The organism is Lentimicrobium sp. S6, from assembly GCF_013166635.1.
Classification (GTDB): Bacteria; Bacteroidota; Bacteroidia; order Bacteroidales; family UBA12170; genus UBA12170.
In genome coordinates this window covers 21,205-38,805 of the sequence record NZ_JABKBZ010000035.1, presented here as the reverse complement: position 1 = coordinate 38,805, position 17,601 = coordinate 21,205, and the positions used below count along the sequence as shown (strand labels likewise).

Genomic DNA, 17,601 nt, shown 5'->3' with positions numbered 1-17,601 from the left:
CCTGAGCCTGTCGAAGGGTACGGGATAAAATTAGTATTTAAAGTGAGCTAAAGTGCCTAAAGTACTTAAAGTTTGCTTCTAGTATAAATCCCAGGTCCTATTTTAGGGCTTAGTATTTTTTTTGAACAAAAGTAACACAAGCAGTATTATTAATATGGCAGCAAATCCTTTTTGATAGAATAGATCATTTTCTAATTTGGATATTATGATTTGTTGGTTGTTAAGAATTTCCCCTATTTTTTCATTTTGCACATGAAATCTTAATGATATAATTTCTTCATTATTAGTCAAGTTTTGTGACAAACGATTTATTTTCCTGAGGAGGAATCTTTCGTCAACTATAATTTCGTAAGGAGGAGGTGGGGATTGATATCTTTGTGTTCCTGTTAATTGAAGTGAATGACCACAACAGTCTGCAAATAAGCTGTCATTTTTATATTTTGATGCATAAATAAGCCAAAAATCAAATCTTTCAGGGTGTATGGTTGAAGAATATTTGTTTCCCATGCTAAGGGTTGCGATTTCGTCAACACTACCTTTTATGTTTTCTGTTACCTCAACCTTATAATATCCTTTGGGATAATTAACTTCAATTATTCTCCCTGTAAAAATATAGTCTGCTCTTTCATATTCAGAATATTGTAGGTTTGTTTTGCAATCATAAGAATAAGCGATTGAAATTGTACTAAGAATAAAAATGAGAATTAATATTGACTTTTTCATTATTAAAATGTTGTGATTATCAATCAATATATCAAGCCATAATTACTCTCAAAAGAATAAGTAATCAATGTTTTAGTTTGGACATGAACCAAATTGTAAATAGATGATTTTTCTAAAATTTGAAATTTTGATTCAGTTGTTTTTCTTCCTGCTTCAAGCTTCTAACTTCCAACTAATTTCCCTCTTTAAACCCCTTTTAAATTAGCCTAGAATCTGTGTTATCTGAACAATATAATCCACTAAAGCCTTAACTTTGTCCCCGAAAAATTTAATATATAATGCGAACAATACAAAACCTATTAGAACCCCTTCAGGCTAAGCTGCATACTGGATGTACCGATGTGGCAATTCCTGAATATGCATTTGGCTCCGATTTAATGAGTGATGTGCTGACCTTGGAAGACCAAGTACCTCTACTCATTACTGGGCTTGCCAATACTCAAAGTATTCGAACGGCTGAAATGGCTGATATCGAAATTGTACTTATTGCTAGGGGAAAAGAAGTCACCAAAGAAATGATTGATTTAGCCAACGAGAATGATATTGTTTTATTATCCTCCCCATTTTCTCTTTATAAAGTATGTGGAATTTTATATCAAAATGGATTAAAAGCTCTTTATTAGTACATGGAAACTTTAAAACTGAAATATTCGATTAAAGATGGTGATTTTTCTAATGCAGGAAATGCCAGCAGCAATATCAAAAAAAATTTGAAGATGTTGGGTATCGATGCTGCTGTGATTAAGAAAATGGTAGTCTCCGTTTATGAAGCAGAAGTGAATATGATTGCTCATGCCAATGGGGGTAAGATTGAAGTTTTTATCGACGAAGAAAAAATAAAAGCTATACTTGCAGATGTGGGTCCTGGAATTCCTGATATCGATCAGGCCATGAAAAAAGGATATACAACCGCCTCAGAGGAGGTAAGACAAATGGGATTTGGAGCTGGTATGGGATTGCCCAATATCAAAAAAAATTCCGATGATTTACAAATAGAATCTATAGTAGGAGTAGGAACCACTTTAACTATTACATCATATTTTAAAAGCTAGGACTTATCATGATAAAAAACGAGGTATTCAATCACATGATACAAATTGACGAAGTCCAGTGTATTGGTTGTTCGCATTGTGTGAGAGTATGCCCTACAGAGGCGCTTCGTGTTTGGAATGGAAAAGCAACACTCGAAGATCCAAAGTGTGTAGATTGTGGCGATTGTGAACGAGTTTGTCCAGTAAAAGCCATTGTTGTAAAAGAGGATTTAACAGAATTTCATCTGGATGAAACGGTTCATGTGGCCTTATTACCTGCAGTATTCTGGGGGCAATTTTCTCCAGACATCTCTAGAAGACGAATTACCAAGGCCATCTTAAAAATGGGTTTTGATGATGTTTTTGAGGTAGAAGAGTCTGTAGAATACCTTTCCGAAGAGTTGGAGAATTATTTATCAGACAAGAAAGGTCAGAAAACTATTTCTTCCTTTTGTCCAGCAATTGTTCGACTCATTCAAACTCGTTTCCCCGAATTAGTTTCTTCTATAGCTCATCTTAAATCGCCAGTAGATATTTCTGCTTTGCATATTTCTCGTTCCATTAAGAAGGAAAAAGGAGAGGATGCCAAGTTCCAAATATTCTATGTGACACCTTGTGCCGCTAAAGCAGCAGCCATCAAAAACGCGCATAACGAAGAGGAAATTCCTATCACTGGTAGCATCAATATGGATGTGTTTTTTAATAAAGTTACACAGCTTTTGCAAGGAAACGAGGAAGAGGAGGCTGAAGATATTGAAGATCATTTAAGTGGGAAAAGTGTTGGGTGGAGTTTACGAGGAGGAGAAAGTAATCATCTTTCTGGTCGTTGTTTAAGCATCGATGGGATGAACCACAGTATAGAATTCTTAGAAAATATCGATAAAGATGATTTTAAAGATATTGACTTTCTCGAACTCAAAGCTTGTGATCAGGGTTGTGCTGGAGGAATACTCAATCCTCAAAATAGATTTTTATGTGTAGAAAGCTTGAAGAAACGCGCTGAAGGAAATCAACAAAAGCAGACTCCTCTTCCTAAACTATTATTGGAGAAAAAAGACTTGCAGTTAGAGGAGATAGAAGAAATGTCGGTTTTGGCTTTGGATAGTAACCCCAGTCAAGCACTGAAAATGATGAATAAAACACGCAGGATGATGTGCTATTTGCCAGGTTTCGATTGTGGAGCTTGCGGAGCACCCACTTGTAAGTCTTTGGCCGAGGATGTGGCCAAAGGAAATGCCATTTTATCCCATTGTGTGTTTATGCAGCGCGAAATGGAAAAGCATCACCGCCTAAGCCCAGAGCATGCTTTTAATATTATTGAAAGCATCTGGGGAAAAGATAGATTAGATAAAGATTGTAATAAAAAAGGAGCCATAAATGACTATTCGTGATATAGTAGAAAAATTAGAACTGAAGGTTTATTCCGGTGAAAAAGGATTAGATAAACTAGTTGAATCAGTTTATTGTAGCGATTTATTAAGCGATGTGATGGGGAATGGAGATGAAAATCAATTATGGATTACACTCCAAACTCATAAAAATGCCATGGCAGTAGCTGCTTTAAAAGATATGAGTGGAATTTTATTGGTGAATAATCACCAACCCAATGCCGATACTTTGGAAGCCAGCAACGAAGAAGACCTTCCTGTTCTAGGTAGTGATAAACCTGCTTTTGAACTCTGTGGCCTCATTTATCAATTGATGGAAAAGTCATGATCAAGTTTAGGGCCGATTTGCACCTTCATACGGTTCTTTCGCCCTGTGGAGATTTGGACATGAGTCCGTCTCAACTAGTGGAGCATGCGCATTTGCGCGGTATTCAAATCATGGGTATTACTGATCATAATTCTACCAAACATGCCAGATTGGTGCGTGACTTGGCTGCTAAAGTCAATATCTTTACCCTTTGTGGAGCCGAGCTAACTTCTAAAGAGGAAGCCCATCTTTTATGTTTTATGCCCAATGATGAGAAACTCCAACTACTGCAAGATTTTATTGATGAAAACATCCTCAAAATCCCAAATAATCCAAAATACTTTGGAGAGCAATTGGTGGTGAATGAAAAGGAAGAAATCATTTCGGAGGAGGAATATTTATTAATCAATGCCATTGATAAAGACGTAGACGAGATAGGGGAGTTTGTGATGCATAATGGTGGATTCTTTATACCTGCTCATGTGGATAGACCCGCTTTTAGTTTGACAAGTCAATTGGGTTTTATTCCTCCAGATATAAAGTGTACAGCCATTGAAATTAGCAAACGAAGCAGTGAAGAAGAATTGCTCTCTCAGTTTCCGTATTTAAAAGGAAGGAGCTTCATTCAATCCTCCGATGCCCATTATGTGGAAGACATAGCCAGTGCTTTTACTAATTTTTATTTAAAAGAAGCTAACTTCGAAGAAATGAAAAAAGCCTTTTCGAAATTAGATGGGCGTTATTGCGAAATCCCAAAATAGAAAATTACGAATGAAAGACTTATCTCTACATATACTCGATATCGCTCATAATTCCATCAGAGCAAAAGCAAAAAATATCACCATAAAAATCTCTGAGGATGTTATTAAAGATCGTTTGAGTATTTCTATTATAGATGACGGAAGTGGGATGAGTAAGGAACAAGTGGAATCGATTACCGATCCATTTTTTACTACACGGACCACAAGAAAAGTGGGTTTGGGCATTCCCTTAATCAAGCAAAGAGCCGACGAGTGTAATGGAAGTTTTAGTATTGAGTCGGAATTAGGGAAAGGAACTGAGCTTGATATGAATTTTCAACATTCTCACCTAGATTTGCCAGAATTAGGAGATATTGCAGGTGTCATTTCTGGTCTATGTTGTTCCTGTCCTGATATTCGCTTTATTTTCGATTATAATAATGCTAATGTAGTATTCCACTTCGATACAGAAGAAGTCTTAGAAGTGCTCGATGGGCTTCCTATAAATACTCCGGAAGTGGAAATGTTTATTAAGGAGATGATTGAGGGGAATTTGTTGAGTGAATAAAGAGCCTTGAGTACTTAAAGTTTAGAAAGTGCCCAATCAAATTTAATCCGAACTATTTACATGAGTTGTTTCTCTTGTTACTAATAGAATCTTCAAGGACTTTATTATATCGAATATGTTCTTTCGTATTCCATTTAGGAGAAAATATAAAAGCTGTATCGTTATAAGATTTAGCTGATTGATAGTCTCCTCTATTGAAGTAATAATGGCTAAGTTGGAAATATGCATAATAACAATAGGGATCCAGCCTAACCATTTCATAATACCAATTAAGTGCTTCTTGATAATCCCCTTCGTTTTTATACGAATTGGCAATTTGATTCACGTATATAAGCCAAACAATTTTCCAAGTATTGTCCTCTTTCTTTGTTGTACAGTAATAATAATTACGGATAGTATCATTGGAGTTTTTCAATATGGTTGTTGCTTCTGTCTCGAAAAGTTTGAAATTTTTGTGAGGATGGTCTAAGTCTATTTCTCTTGTTGTTCCAATGATAAATACGTCAGCAGTATCAAGAAGCTCAGCTCTGTTACTATAAACTGTCTTATAAATATCTAAACTAGTATAAAATTTACTTTCATAGGACAATAAATTATATTCTTTACTAAGATCTGTTCCTTTTTTAAATGAGTGAAACTTCTGCACAACAGTGATAGCATCATCTGTTTTTTGACAAGAATAAATACTGAAGATCAACAGAAAGATGATGACTAAGCTTTTCATAGATCCATGTGATATATTGTGTTATTTCTTAAAGAGTATACATACAGCCTGCGCACTAACCCCCTCTTCACGTCCTTCAAAACCCAATTTTTCAGTAGTTGTAGCTTTAACAGAGACCTGATTTATCTCAATTCCGAGAACTTTAGCGAGTTCGGCTCTCATTTGCGGGATATAGGGTTTTACTTTTGGTTTTTGTAAAGCAAGGGTAGAATCTATATTTGAAATCTCGTATCCTTGTTTTCTCACCAGCTCGTTTACTTTTTTCAATAGAATTCTGCTGTCAATTCCCTTGAACTCCTCAGAAGTATCCGGAAAATGCTGTCCGATGTCTCCTAAAGCCAATGCACCCAATAATGCATCACAGATGGCATGAATCAATACATCAGCATCAGAATGACCTACGCAGCCTTTATTGTGAGGGATTTCTATTCCACCTAAGATGAGCTTATATCCTTCTGATAATTGATGTACATCGAATCCTGTTCCTATTCTCATGCTATTGTTTTTTGCAAAGGTAAAATTAATTTTTTCAGACATAAAAAAAGTGACCATCTAAAAGACAGCCACTATATGTTTTTGAACTTTAAGTACTCTAAGTACTTCTTTTACTCAATATCATAAGTAAGAGTAAATCTCAAAGTATTCTTTAGAGGGTTATTAGGGTTAGTTGCGATGAGATAAGAGAAATCTAATCCAAATACATTATAACGTAAACCAGCACCTAATGTGAAATACTGACGATTACCTTTGCTTGGAGACTCATAGAAATAACCACCACGTAATGCAAACTGCTTGTCGTACCAATACTCAGCACCAACAGCAATATTTATTTCTTGTAATTCTTCTTTGAATGGAGCATCGTAGAATGATTGAATCATACCTTGTAATGGAGATACGTTATTATCCTTGTAAGGAGGAACTAAATCACCTACTTCAGAACCTTCAGGTATGTTGTCACCTTCTTTATAATATACAGGAGGAGTTGGAACCAAAAGCTTATTGAAATCTAAACTTAAGGAGAAGAAGTTATAATCGTCTAAATCCATAGAGAAGGTTGTTCCAATTTTTAAATTTGTTGGGATGAAATCCTTTTCAGTAGAACTGGTATAAGAAATCTTATTACCAATATTATAAATACCACCACCAAGGCCCCAAGTTCCACGACGACCCTGAGAAAAACGTAAAGGTTTAGTGTAAAAAACAGTAACATCAGCAGCAACTGAAGTACCTGCACGAGATTCAACGCCACCAACATCTTGTCCTAAAGTAAGGTTAGAGTAGATGAATTTACCTGTTACAGCAGCTGAAAAGTTCTTGCTTAATTGTCTGGCATAGGCTACGTCAACTGCAAACTCATTTGGTTTGTAAGTACCTTGAGATACACCTTCGTCATTGGTAAAGGTGATACTACCTAAAGAAAAATATCTTAAAGAGGCCGAAACCACTGATTTATCATTAATTCTACCATAACCTGAAACATATCCTAGTCCAATATCATCTACCAATCCTTTTAGCCATGGCACATAGGATACATTAAAACCAACTGAATTTTCAACAAATGCTAATTTTGAAGCATTCCAATAAATACTATTTCCATCGGGTGTAGTAGCTGCACCAACATCACCCATACCACCTGAACGGGCGTCTGGGCCAATCATTAAGAACGGAACAGCTGTGGTAATGGTTCCCCATTCTCTTTCAGCCCCGGTCTCTTGTGCAAAAGTCGTCTGATTCAATCCTAGAATCACTGTAGCTAACAGTAAGATGCTTAATACTTTTTTCATTATAGTGTTTAATTTTATACTCTAAATTTTATTAATTATGCTAAAAGCGTGCAAAGGTAACGAATTTATTAGATGTTTATTTTACTACTACCAATTTTTGTTTTTGATGTACTTTTTCACCTTTGCTATTGGTTGCCTCAAGGATATAGGTATATAATCCCGTTTTAAGACTTGAAACAGCCTGATCACCAGTAGTAATGGCAATAGGTTCAATGCTGTTACCGAGTACGGTCACCTCTTGTTGATAGGTCCAAATTCGTTTTCCACTAATATCATATAAGAAAATTTTAACTAATAATTCAGTTTCATCAGGTTGATTATGATTAAAAACAAACTCTGTATAATCAATGAATGGGTTTGGATAGTTGCTAACATCTGAAATTGCAATAGACCGTGAAGCAATAACAATAAATGAAATGGATTTGCTAGAAGCATTATCATACATGTCCCATGCTTTCACAGTGAGTTCGTGTGTTCCATAATCCAAATCGTTTAAATTATATTCTATTCTACCCTCCTTATAGGAGTTGTCAATAGCTTGATAATAATCATTTAAATATAGATTTTCTTGATTGTCGATACTGGCTTTTATCTCTTTTCCAAAGCCTAATTCTATATTGTTGATCCCATTTTCATCATATAAGTCAACCATCATCAAAGGTTCAGTGGTGGTTGGATCTCCACTTTTAAATTGATAGGTATCTAAATGAACATTAATCTCCGGTCCTTGTAAATCATTTTCAATAGTATGGTCAACTCCACCAACAATGAAGTCTATAAAACCGCCATTTGCATCATAATAATGCTCTTCGTCCAATTCATCTGTAGCATAATAACTAATTTTACCATTGCCAAAAGAGGAGGGTATATTAGTAGGAACCACGAATGAGAATTCGAATTCACCATCTTTTGCACGTGCCTGTCCTTTGTAAATCAAATGATCGATAACCTTAAAAGTGGCTTTATAGCTTTCCGAATCATTTGCTAATGTAGAATAGCTAGAAGCTTTCCCGTATACTTTAACATCCACAAGGCCATTGAAATCAGTGGCTGTTTGGTGGCTAGAATTAGTTACCTTTCCATTTACATGAACAGTTTGGCGAGCTTTTAAGGTGTCTAGTGAACCTTCGTTCACATCTTGTCCGTTGATGTGGGTTGTTTCTACATTATACTCAGGGTAAGCCATTTTTAATGCAGGGTCACCCAGTAATACGAAATTTAGATTTCTTTCTTTATTCCCACTCTCATTTTTAGCATATTTGATGATTTCACCCATTCTATAATGAGAACCATCCTCTTTTCTGGAGAATGCGATTTCATGAAATTTTTCGTTTAATCTGAAATTATAGGAAGCATAAGCCAAACGAGTGGTGGTAAATAGTGCTACTCCGCCCCCAAATCGATTTAAAACCACGTGCTCTCCAGCTGATACATGACTTGGATCGTCAAAAGGACCAAATTCACAGCTGGCTACTATCCAAACGCCTAATTTATCATAATTTTTCCAGCTGATAATGTCTGGAATTTGAAGGATTCTTTCATCTGTTAATGCGATATGACCTCCATGGCCAGTGTAGTTAAAGAATAGTACTCCTTCTTCTACATTTCTATTAATGGCATCAGTTACATCTGGGTACCTATATCCATTTGTTGTTCTTTGGCGAACATAACTGTCGAGAAATAGTTTGTCAACATTAAATTCTGGATGAGCAATTAGAAAGGTATCTGCAAGCCTATTACTATCATTGAAGTGCAAATTACTGTCTTTGTCATCGGCAATAAAGCAAACCTTATTTCTCCAATCACCCATCTGAGGTTTCATGTTTGTTGCATAATGAATGGTTTTGTCTACCATTACTGTGGCATCCTCTAGGTTGTTTACAGGAAACCTTCCAATTGAAATTTGTATTTCTCCTAAAGCAGAATCACCGTCTGGTTCTCCCATGATACCAAAATAATCATCGGTATTAAAGGTATTAGTTAATGAAATACTTCCATGTGACTGGTATACTGGAACGATATTTGTGTTTTCGGGCAACACATTTCTATAATCGTAGGAGGCATCACCAAAAAGCAATAGATATTGAGGTTTGTCATCAGGATTGCTATTGTTGTTATAATGATACCTTAAAAAGTTTCTGATGGCTGTTGGATCTTGTTTTCCAGAAGAAAACTCATTATAAATTTGTTCTGTTGTTAATACAATAGTATTTAGGTCGTCTTTTTCCATGTGGAAATCTGCCAGTCTCTGTGCTTGTTCCAGAAACTCATCAACTGTTACGATAACCATGTCAAATGGAGAGATTCCCTTTAGATTTTGGTTGCTAACTTCACCAATAAATTGAGGTGTCAATAAACCTTCAAAATCGAATGCTGTATAATATTTGTTCCCAACAAGATCGTGCTTAAATATCAGACTGTCATCAGTCATATGAGTATATGTAAATTCTTTTGGAGCATAGGCATCACTAATATCCCAAACTTTGGTATTGGAATTGGCATTAGCAATTTTAAACTCATAAACTTTGCTTATGCTTTGAAAACCAAAATAACTAAAGGCAATCTGGTGGTTGTGCATCACTAGGTTTCTGTAGGCTGAAACTTCAATATAATCTAGCCAAGCATCGGCGTTAGCATTTGGTTTAGAATAAGTAATATTAAATGCGACCTTATTTTCATCAGTTTGATAAGTGAATTTTTTATCATCGATAGCGGCCATGGTATGGCTTCCTATAGGTTCTGGAAGGTTGAATTCTACCGTTTCAGCACCTAGAGGGTCGATAAATAATTTGGCACTAGCTGAAGAACGGTTTGCAGCATAAATTTTTGCTTTCACCGACTTTTCATTATTGAAGTTAGGAAAGTCAAAGACAAGATTTAAAGTTTCGTTTTTATCAAAAGATTCACCGTACCATACTCTACCAGATTTCACAAAATTGAATAAATTTTCATCATGAACTTGATAATCTAGAAAGTCAGTAACTGTTTTAATAGGTTCTGCAGAGCTGCTTATTTCAGTTTGAATTCTTAATCCTTCACTGCTACTGACTGTGATATAATAATAGTTGAGATCGGCATATGGGTGATGGGTATAAGCAAACATTAGGATGCTTTTATCATATTCCCAAGTATCCGCAGTTTTAGCATAAAATCCGACATAATCACCTTCGTCAAAACTTCCGTCTTTACCATCCTCTACCCAAATGGCATTTTCTGTTAATGAATTGGAAACTTCTATTTCGTTGGGCTCAGGTAAAACTCCCTCTAGGCTACTGTAGATTTGAATATAATCAGGGTTTATTGAAGTGACATCAAATCCCATATCTATGAAGTCTTGATAACTTAGCTTGTAAACTCCATCCTTTTCAATGCCTACTTTATACCATTGGCCTTCTGCTAAGACTGATTGAGCAGAAGAGTTGATATACCAGCCTGTAAACAAAACCAGTATGAATATTTTTATTGATGAGAACGTATAAATTTGTTTCATTTTCTATTATTTTATAACGACTAACCTATTTGATTTTGTTGCTTCTTGTCCATTTTCAGATCGAACCAAGACTTTGTAAACATAAATCCCTTTGGAGATTTTGTTTCCCATTTCATCGGTTACATCCCATTTTATTTCATTATTTCTATAACTATCAGTAAAGAAATTTTCTTCCAAACGAGTGACAAGTTTACCATCTATACTATAAATGTCAATTAGTACATTCATGTCTCCGTTAGCTTGATTGTGCTCAAAGGAGAAGGTAGTGTAGTCATAAACAGGATTCGGATAATTAAAAAGCTGTTCTAAGGCCATACTGCCAGAAGAAGCTACCACGAAGTCGATACTAGCTTTGGAAGAATTATTATAAATATCCCATACTTTTAGTTCAATGGTATGATTGCCCTCTGGAATATTAAAAAATGGAAATGAAATGGCTCCGCTTTTGTAACTATTGGCATCTGCTAAATAATAATCGTTGAGGATTTTCACATTAGTGCCATCATTGTTTAATGTTGCAGTAATATCATGCCCAATTCCGTTTCCGGTGGTGTTTATACCATTGTCGTCATTTACAAATGCTAATAATATCGGATTTTCGTTAGTGATTCCGCCATTCACAAAATTAATATTATTAATGAATAGTTGGATTTCTGGTCCATCATCATCCTCAGTTGAGTTTTCTTCAAAACCACCTATAATGATTTCTTTGTCGAAGCCACTGGCATCTGTTTCGTTATTTTCAGCATAAAGACTAATTTTTCCTTCACCATATTTATAGGCGATGTCTTTAGGAACAATAAATGTGAATTCAAACTTGCCATTAACCACATCAGCTTTTCCTTTGTACAATATGTTTTTTTGCAGTTCGAATTCGAAAACAGAACTTCCAGGGTCGTTTGCTAATGAGCTAACAGGGGTAGGCTTGTCATAAATAGTTGGATAAATATCACCATTATAATTTGATAAGAGATTGTCATTGGCATCAAGTACTTCGCCTTTGATTGTAATATTTGATAAAGCTTTAATAGTATCTGTTTCAGAACCTGTGTTGTTATTAATGATGGAGTTTACTTGTAAATAGTTTTCGGGGATGGAGATTTTTAAAGCAGGATCGCCTAGTAAAACAAATTTGCTTACGTTAACTCCACTGCCACTAGCCAATTTTGTTGATTTTAGGATGTCACCCATTCTTAAATATTCACCATGTTGTTTTTGGAGTGCTGCTTTATAAAAATTCGTACTGACAATAAAATTTGAACCAGCAAAAGTAGCCCGCGAGGTAGTAAACAATGAGATTCCTCCCCCTTTATTATTAAGGAATATTCTTTCACCAGCGCTAACCCTAGCAGGGTCGTCATAACGTGAGAACTCACAAGTCGCAGTTAAAAAGACTGGTAGTCTATTTTGGTTAGTCCACGATTCTATATCTGGCATGTCTAGGAATCTCTCTTGACCCCATCCCACTTCTCCTCCATGGCCTGTATAGCTTATAATTAAGGCACCTTTATCCACTCGTTCATTAATGGCTTCATTTACCTTGGAATATCTTTGTCCAGCTGGTGTAGATTCTTGTATATATGCATCAGCATAAATTTTGTCAAGATTAGCAGTAGGGTATATCGTATCAACCAACTTACTTAATCTATCAGCATCTCGAATGTGTAAATTTCCATCTTCGTCGTCAGCAATAAAACAAATTGTATTTCTCCAATCTGACATGACTTCATCACTATAGCTTCTATAGTGTTTTACTTTATCAACCATGTCTTGGGCTTCGGCAATGCTAACTACTGGAAACCTACCTATTCCAAGATCAATTTCACCATTAATAATATCACCACCTTCCCATTCATCCATAAAACCAAAAAAGTCATCTGTTGCAATAGAATAAATTGGATTGAAACTTTCGTAGGACTCCCAGGTTGGAACCATATTGTTATTGTTTTCTTCTCTTAGAAGATAGTCCATACTGGCATCGCCAAAAAGTAATAAATATTTCAGTTGATGATCAATCAAAGAATTTTCATAGGCGCTTCTTACAAAATCTCTTATGCCACTAATGTCTTGTCTTCCACTACTAAATTCATGATAAATGGGTTCGAGTGTGGTTACATAAACATCTAATCCGCTATTCTCCCTATGGAAATCGGCCAACTCATTGGCTTGTTCAATAAATAGAGGATGTGTGATGATGATATAATCGTGATTAATCTCTGCATGTAGATTTTGATTCGGAATTTCTTTGTTGAATGTAGCTTGAAGAGCAGTGCCTGGTTCGTAAGCAATAAACTCCACTAAACCATCAGTTGGAACCTTATAACTTAAGGTTGTAGAGGTGGAAGTAAAGTTGATATTTTTAGGAGATACAGGATTTGAAATGTCCCATATTTCCATATGATTAGCTTTTTCAGTTTGCATTTTAAACTCTGTAATTTGACCTTCTTTTATACAATCTTTATTGCGGAATAAAAGCTGATTCCCATTATAGATTAGTTTTCTTTCCACATTTATTTCAATATAGTCTAGCCAACCTACACTTCCTGACAAGGGTTGATTATAATTAACATCAATGGATATAGCGGATGGAGTAGTAGAGGGTGAAAAACTCCACTCGATATCACCTCCAACCGCATAGCTAGGATAACTGCCAGAAGGAATGGCAGAGATGCTTGTAGATTTAGTTTCTCCTAAAGTTTTTACCGTGAAACGACTGGGAGTAGTAGAGCGAGCAGCAAATACAGAATTAATATAAACTGAAGAGCCGGAAACAATATTGTCAAACTGGAAATTATAGGTGTAGTCTTTCACAAATTCGTATTTGTCACCAAACCATCTTCTACCAGAGTTGATTAGATTATAGGTTTCATCTTCTATAAAATCATAATCGGTATAGGTAGAGACACTTGCATTAGCACTAGATGAGTTGGACTGGGTTGTTACTCTAATTCCATTTCCTTCGCTTAATACCAAGTAATAAAATGATTCTCGAGCGTAAATATTCAATCTATGGTGAAATGATTCATTTGATGCATCATAGGTCCAGTTATCTGGACCTTCTCCATAAAATAATAAATAATCACCGGCATCAAAACTCCCATCGCCTCCATCAATCATTTTTATAGCAACTTCTGGAATATCTGGGTGTTTATAAGTGGCATTAGACTCGTCTAACATGGCACCAAAACCATATACCTTAATATTGGAGGAGGTGAAACCAGAAAAATCAATTCCAGAACTGGTGGTTTGTTCATAAGAGATTTTGTATATTCCATTTTGGCTTAATTTAAACTGAAACCATTTCCCGTCCTTCATTGCTGATTCAGTAGCGAATGTATTATCAACTGATTTGGTGGTTGGGTTTTCAATGGTTTCTTTCTCATATTTCAAATCGAAAGATGATAATCTATTCACCACATTTGGAAGTGAATTCTTAGAAAGACATGGAAAAGATATTCGAGCAACTTTATTAGTCCCTTTGTCAATAATTCTAAATTTTACTAGATAGTCTTTTGTTAATTCTGTAGTTAGATTCTGGAACGTAGAGGATTCTACAGTTTGAGAATTTTCAATAATATTTGTTAGGAATACTTGATTAACTGTTTCATTTGATTCCAAAGAAATGTCAATGCTGTAATATGGAATTAGGCCAGTATTGCTCATATCCTTAGCACCATTGAAAAATAATGTAGGGTGGAAGATGGCATTCTCAATTGAAGCTTGTTCCCATTCAATCTCAATGTGTTTTGTTATAGATTGCGCCAACAAAATTTGAGAGAAAATAAGTGATAAAAAAATGATAAAGCTATTTTTCATTATCATAAAATTAATTTTTTGTTTTTTAAGTTAAAATGGAACTCAATATACTGTTCCTTATTTTTGAAAACGCCTTTTATAGTTTTTTATTATACATACTCAAAAAAAGAGATTTATGATATAGACAACTCTAATCCTTTTTTTGTTGTCAGTTAGTAATAAATTAACAAAATAATTTTACTTGAGTATTGTTTTGTTTTTGCTTAAATTTGTTTTGCAAAAATTTAGCAATTATTAACTAAACTTGGTTCTTTTAAAAAAAAAACTAAAATGTTTCAAAGTGCAAATGAAACAAAAAAATGGCAACTTAGTATAATGATTAGTAAAGGATTTATAAGGCTATTTATAGAAATATCTAAAAACCTTTATCAATCAAAAAATAATTTGTAATATTGTTTTCTTTAACGACAGAACCTGTTCTAATTTGATAGACCACATGAACAACAGACTAACGAAAATCTTATTCACCTTGCTAATGGTTGCCCTTACTGGGGTTTCACAGGCGCAAGACCCTCATTTTTCGCAGTTTTATGCAAACCCATTATACCTCAATCCGGCGCTTGCTGGATCTGCATTGACACCTCGATTAACCATGAATTATAGAAATCAATGGCCTTCTCTTGATGCTAACTTTGTTACCTATGGAGCTTCCTATGATCAATATATGCCATCCATCAATAGTGGAATTGGTATTTCTTTCATGACAGATAGAGCTGGACAAGGGGTTTTGGTAAGCGGAGGAGTGAGCGCCTTATATAGTTATAGGCTGAAAATAAACCGAGAAATGTTTGTGAATTTTGGTGTTAAAGCTAGCTTTTTTCAAGGCCGCTTAGACTGGAATTCTCTTACTTTTGGAGACCAGTATGATCCCATAAGAGGTTTGGTTTTTGAAACTGAAGAAACACAGCCATCTTCAACAAGTAAAAGTATCGTCGATTTTAGTGCGGGTGCGGTTTATACTTTTAAAGATATTTTCTTTGGAGGTGTAGCTGTTGATCACATAACTCAACCAGCAAATGGTTTCTACGATGATAAATTGAGTAAGCTTCATATGAAAGTTACTGTTCATGCAGGTGCTGTTATCGATTTACGTAATAAAAGGTACCGTGGAGCAAGTTATGATCGTATCACAGTTTCTCCAAATATTATCTATCAACAGCAGCAAAATTTCCAGCAAATTAATTTTGGAGTATACTTAAATAAGAATCCTTTCGTTCTTGGTATGTGGTATCGTCATGATGTGACTAATGCAGATGCCATTATTGCTTTATTGGGATTCCAATATAAAAATCTTAAATTTGGATATAGTTACGATATAACCATATCTAAATTGCAAAATGCTACAGGTGGAGCTCATGAGATTTCTCTGGGTTATACCTTTGATACTGGGTCGCAGTATCGTTCCAGAAGAACAAGACTGGATGCGATACCTTCGCCTAGCTTTTAATGATGAAATAACAAAAATGAATTTATATAATGTATAGTCTTAGAAAAACAATAGGCTTAGTTTCAGCGGCGATGATCATCATCGCCTTTAGTTCTTGTGGAGGATCTGAAGGTTCTCAGACTACTGGCTGGAATTATAATGATGCTGAAAATGGCGGTTTTGAGGTTAGCGATTTTGTTGAGCAAGAACCTGGCCCAGGATTAGTGTTAATTGAAGGTGGTACTTTTGTAATGGGAACAACACAAGACCAGGTAGTTTTTAATACTAATAACTATCCTCGTCGATTAACTATTCGCTCCTTTTACATGGATCAGGTAGAGGTTTCCAATGTCGATTATTTGGAGTATCTATATTGGTTGAAGAGAGTGTATGGTGTTAACTATCCTGAAGTTAGACGTAAAGCTTTGCCCGATACTTTAGTCTGGAGATCTAGACTTGGTTATAATGAGCCGTTAGTGGATAATTATTTGCGTCACCCCGCTTATAAAAACTATCCTGTAGTTGGAGTAAATTGGTTACAAGCTAATGATTATGCAAAATGGCGTACGGATAGAGTAAATGAACTTAGGTTGATCAGTAATAAGGTTCTAGATATGGATATTGATCAACAGGATGAAAATAATTTTAATACTGAAGCATATTTGTCTGGACAATACGAAGGTTTAGTAAATGAGCCACCAGAAAATTTAAACCCTAATGGAGATGGTACTAGAATAGTAAAAATGGAAGACGGTGTTTTGTACCCAGATTATAGACTTCCTACAGAAGCTGAATGGGAATATGCGGCTTTAGGATTAATTGAGAACACTTTGTATGAAAGAATCAGCCAAAGAAAAACTTATCCTTGGAATGGTAATTATACACGTACTTCTGATAAGAAATATTATGGTGGATTTGTAGCCAATTTCAAAAGAGGTCGTGGTGATTATATGGGAGTTGCAGGTGCTTTAAATGATGGTGCAGATATCCCTACAGAAGTTGGAACCTATTTCCCTAATGATTATGGTCTTTATAATATGGGTGGTAATGTAAGTGAATGGGTGCTTGATGTATATCGTCCTCAAAGTTTAGATGATATTGATGATTTAGCTGGTTATCGTGGTAATGTATTCCAAACTAAGGTGACTGACCAAGATGGTTTTATTGCTCAAAAAGATAGCCTAGGTCGAATAAAATACAGAGATATCACTATTGAAGAGGCTGAAGGAAGAAAAAATTATAGAAAATCTGATAATATAAATTATTTAGATGGAGACTTTACCTCTTCTGTGAGAAGTGACGAAACTTGGTTGAATATGCCAGATTCATTGCAAACAAAAACGGCAACAGGTTTAATGTATGATTATGGAAATTCAACCATGATTAATGATGACGTTCGTGTATATAAAGGTGGTAGTTGGAAAGATCCTGCTTACTATTTAAGTCCTTCATCTCGTAGGTTCTTAGAGCAAACAGAAGCGACTAACTTTATTGGATTTAGATGTGCTATGAATCGAGTAGGTAGCCCTATGTCAGGTCGCAAATAAAAGATAATATTTATTATAAAGGTCATTTTGAGAAAGTTTCGACTGGTTTCAAAATGA

The 17,601-nt window shown here is 35.2% G+C and carries 14 protein-coding genes; 8 read left to right on the top strand and 6 right to left on the bottom strand.

Features of this window, described 5'->3' with window-relative positions; all coding sequences use genetic code 11:
• Nucleotides 1-102: 102 nt before the first annotated feature.
• Nucleotides 103-723, bottom strand: coding sequence for a hypothetical protein (locus HNS40_RS12515; RefSeq protein ID WP_172281289.1), 621 nt, complete (start codon nt 721-723; stop codon nt 103-105).
• Nucleotides 724-1,001: 278 nt separating this feature from the next.
• Between HNS40_RS12515 and HNS40_RS12510 the strand changes: the two genes are divergently transcribed.
• From HNS40_RS12510 to HNS40_RS12485, 6 genes are read left to right on the top strand one after another with little or no spacing between them, the layout of a single operon-like run.
• Nucleotides 1,002-1,346, top strand: coding sequence for a hypothetical protein (locus tag HNS40_RS12510; protein ID WP_172281287.1), 345 nt, complete (start codon nt 1,002-1,004; stop codon nt 1,344-1,346).
• A gap of 3 nt (nt 1,347-1,349) precedes the next feature.
• On the top strand, nt 1,350-1,775 hold the full coding sequence (locus HNS40_RS12505) for an ATP-binding protein (RefSeq protein WP_172281285.1): 426 nt from the start codon (nt 1,350-1,352) through the stop codon (nt 1,773-1,775).
• Nucleotides 1,776-1,783: 8 nt separating this feature from the next.
• On the top strand, nt 1,784-3,145 hold the full coding sequence (locus HNS40_RS12500; protein ID WP_172281283.1) for a [Fe-Fe] hydrogenase large subunit C-terminal domain-containing protein: 1,362 nt from the start codon (nt 1,784-1,786) through the stop codon (nt 3,143-3,145).
• Nucleotides 3,132-3,470 (top strand): DRTGG domain-containing protein, encoded by a 339-nt coding sequence (locus HNS40_RS12495; RefSeq protein WP_172281281.1) that lies wholly within the window; start codon nt 3,132-3,134, stop codon nt 3,468-3,470. Before HNS40_RS12500 ends, HNS40_RS12495 begins: the two co-directional genes overlap by 14 nt.
• Nucleotides 3,467-4,210, top strand: a complete 744-nt coding sequence (locus tag HNS40_RS12490; protein WP_172281279.1) for a PHP domain-containing protein — start codon at nt 3,467-3,469, stop codon at nt 4,208-4,210. The genes HNS40_RS12495 and HNS40_RS12490 overlap by 4 nt, the downstream gene beginning before the upstream one ends.
• A gap of 10 nt (nt 4,211-4,220) precedes the next feature.
• Nucleotides 4,221-4,757 (top strand): ATP-binding protein, encoded by a 537-nt coding sequence (locus tag HNS40_RS12485; RefSeq protein ID WP_172281277.1) that lies wholly within the window; start codon nt 4,221-4,223, stop codon nt 4,755-4,757.
• Between the two features lie 52 nt (nt 4,758-4,809).
• On the opposite strand, the gene HNS40_RS12480 is transcribed toward HNS40_RS12485, so the two are convergent.
• The 5 genes from HNS40_RS12480 to porU (HNS40_RS12460) form a co-directional block, all read right to left on the bottom strand.
• Nucleotides 4,810-5,481 (bottom strand): tetratricopeptide repeat protein, encoded by a 672-nt coding sequence (locus tag HNS40_RS12480; protein WP_172281275.1) that lies wholly within the window; start codon nt 5,479-5,481, stop codon nt 4,810-4,812.
• A gap of 21 nt (nt 5,482-5,502) precedes the next feature.
• Nucleotides 5,503-5,976: a 2-C-methyl-D-erythritol 2,4-cyclodiphosphate synthase gene (ispF, locus tag HNS40_RS12475; protein ID WP_172281273.1), complete on the bottom strand. Its 474-nt coding sequence runs from the start codon at nt 5,974-5,976 to the stop codon at nt 5,503-5,505.
• Between the two features lie 110 nt (nt 5,977-6,086).
• On the bottom strand, nt 6,087-7,265 hold the full coding sequence (gene porV / locus HNS40_RS12470) for a type IX secretion system outer membrane channel protein PorV (RefSeq protein WP_172281271.1): 1,179 nt from the start codon (nt 7,263-7,265) through the stop codon (nt 6,087-6,089).
• Nucleotides 7,266-7,341: 76 nt separating this feature from the next.
• Nucleotides 7,342-10,755: a type IX secretion system sortase PorU gene (gene porU / locus HNS40_RS12465; RefSeq protein ID WP_172281269.1), complete on the bottom strand. Its 3,414-nt coding sequence runs from the start codon at nt 10,753-10,755 to the stop codon at nt 7,342-7,344.
• Nucleotides 10,756-10,761: 6 nt separating this feature from the next.
• Nucleotides 10,762-14,577 (bottom strand): type IX secretion system sortase PorU, encoded by a 3,816-nt coding sequence (gene porU / locus HNS40_RS12460; RefSeq protein WP_172281267.1) that lies wholly within the window; start codon nt 14,575-14,577, stop codon nt 10,762-10,764.
• A gap of 430 nt (nt 14,578-15,007) precedes the next feature.
• Here porU (HNS40_RS12460) and HNS40_RS12455 point away from each other — a divergent pair, with 430 nt between their 5' ends.
• Both HNS40_RS12455 and gldJ read left to right on the top strand, forming a co-directional pair.
• Nucleotides 15,008-16,018: a type IX secretion system membrane protein PorP/SprF gene (locus HNS40_RS12455; protein ID WP_172281265.1), complete on the top strand. Its 1,011-nt coding sequence runs from the start codon at nt 15,008-15,010 to the stop codon at nt 16,016-16,018.
• A gap of 29 nt (nt 16,019-16,047) precedes the next feature.
• Entirely contained in the window at nt 16,048-17,544 is a 1,497-nt protein-coding gene (gene gldJ, locus HNS40_RS12450) for a gliding motility lipoprotein GldJ (RefSeq protein ID WP_172281263.1), read from the top strand.
• Nucleotides 17,545-17,601: the final 57 nt, after the last annotated feature.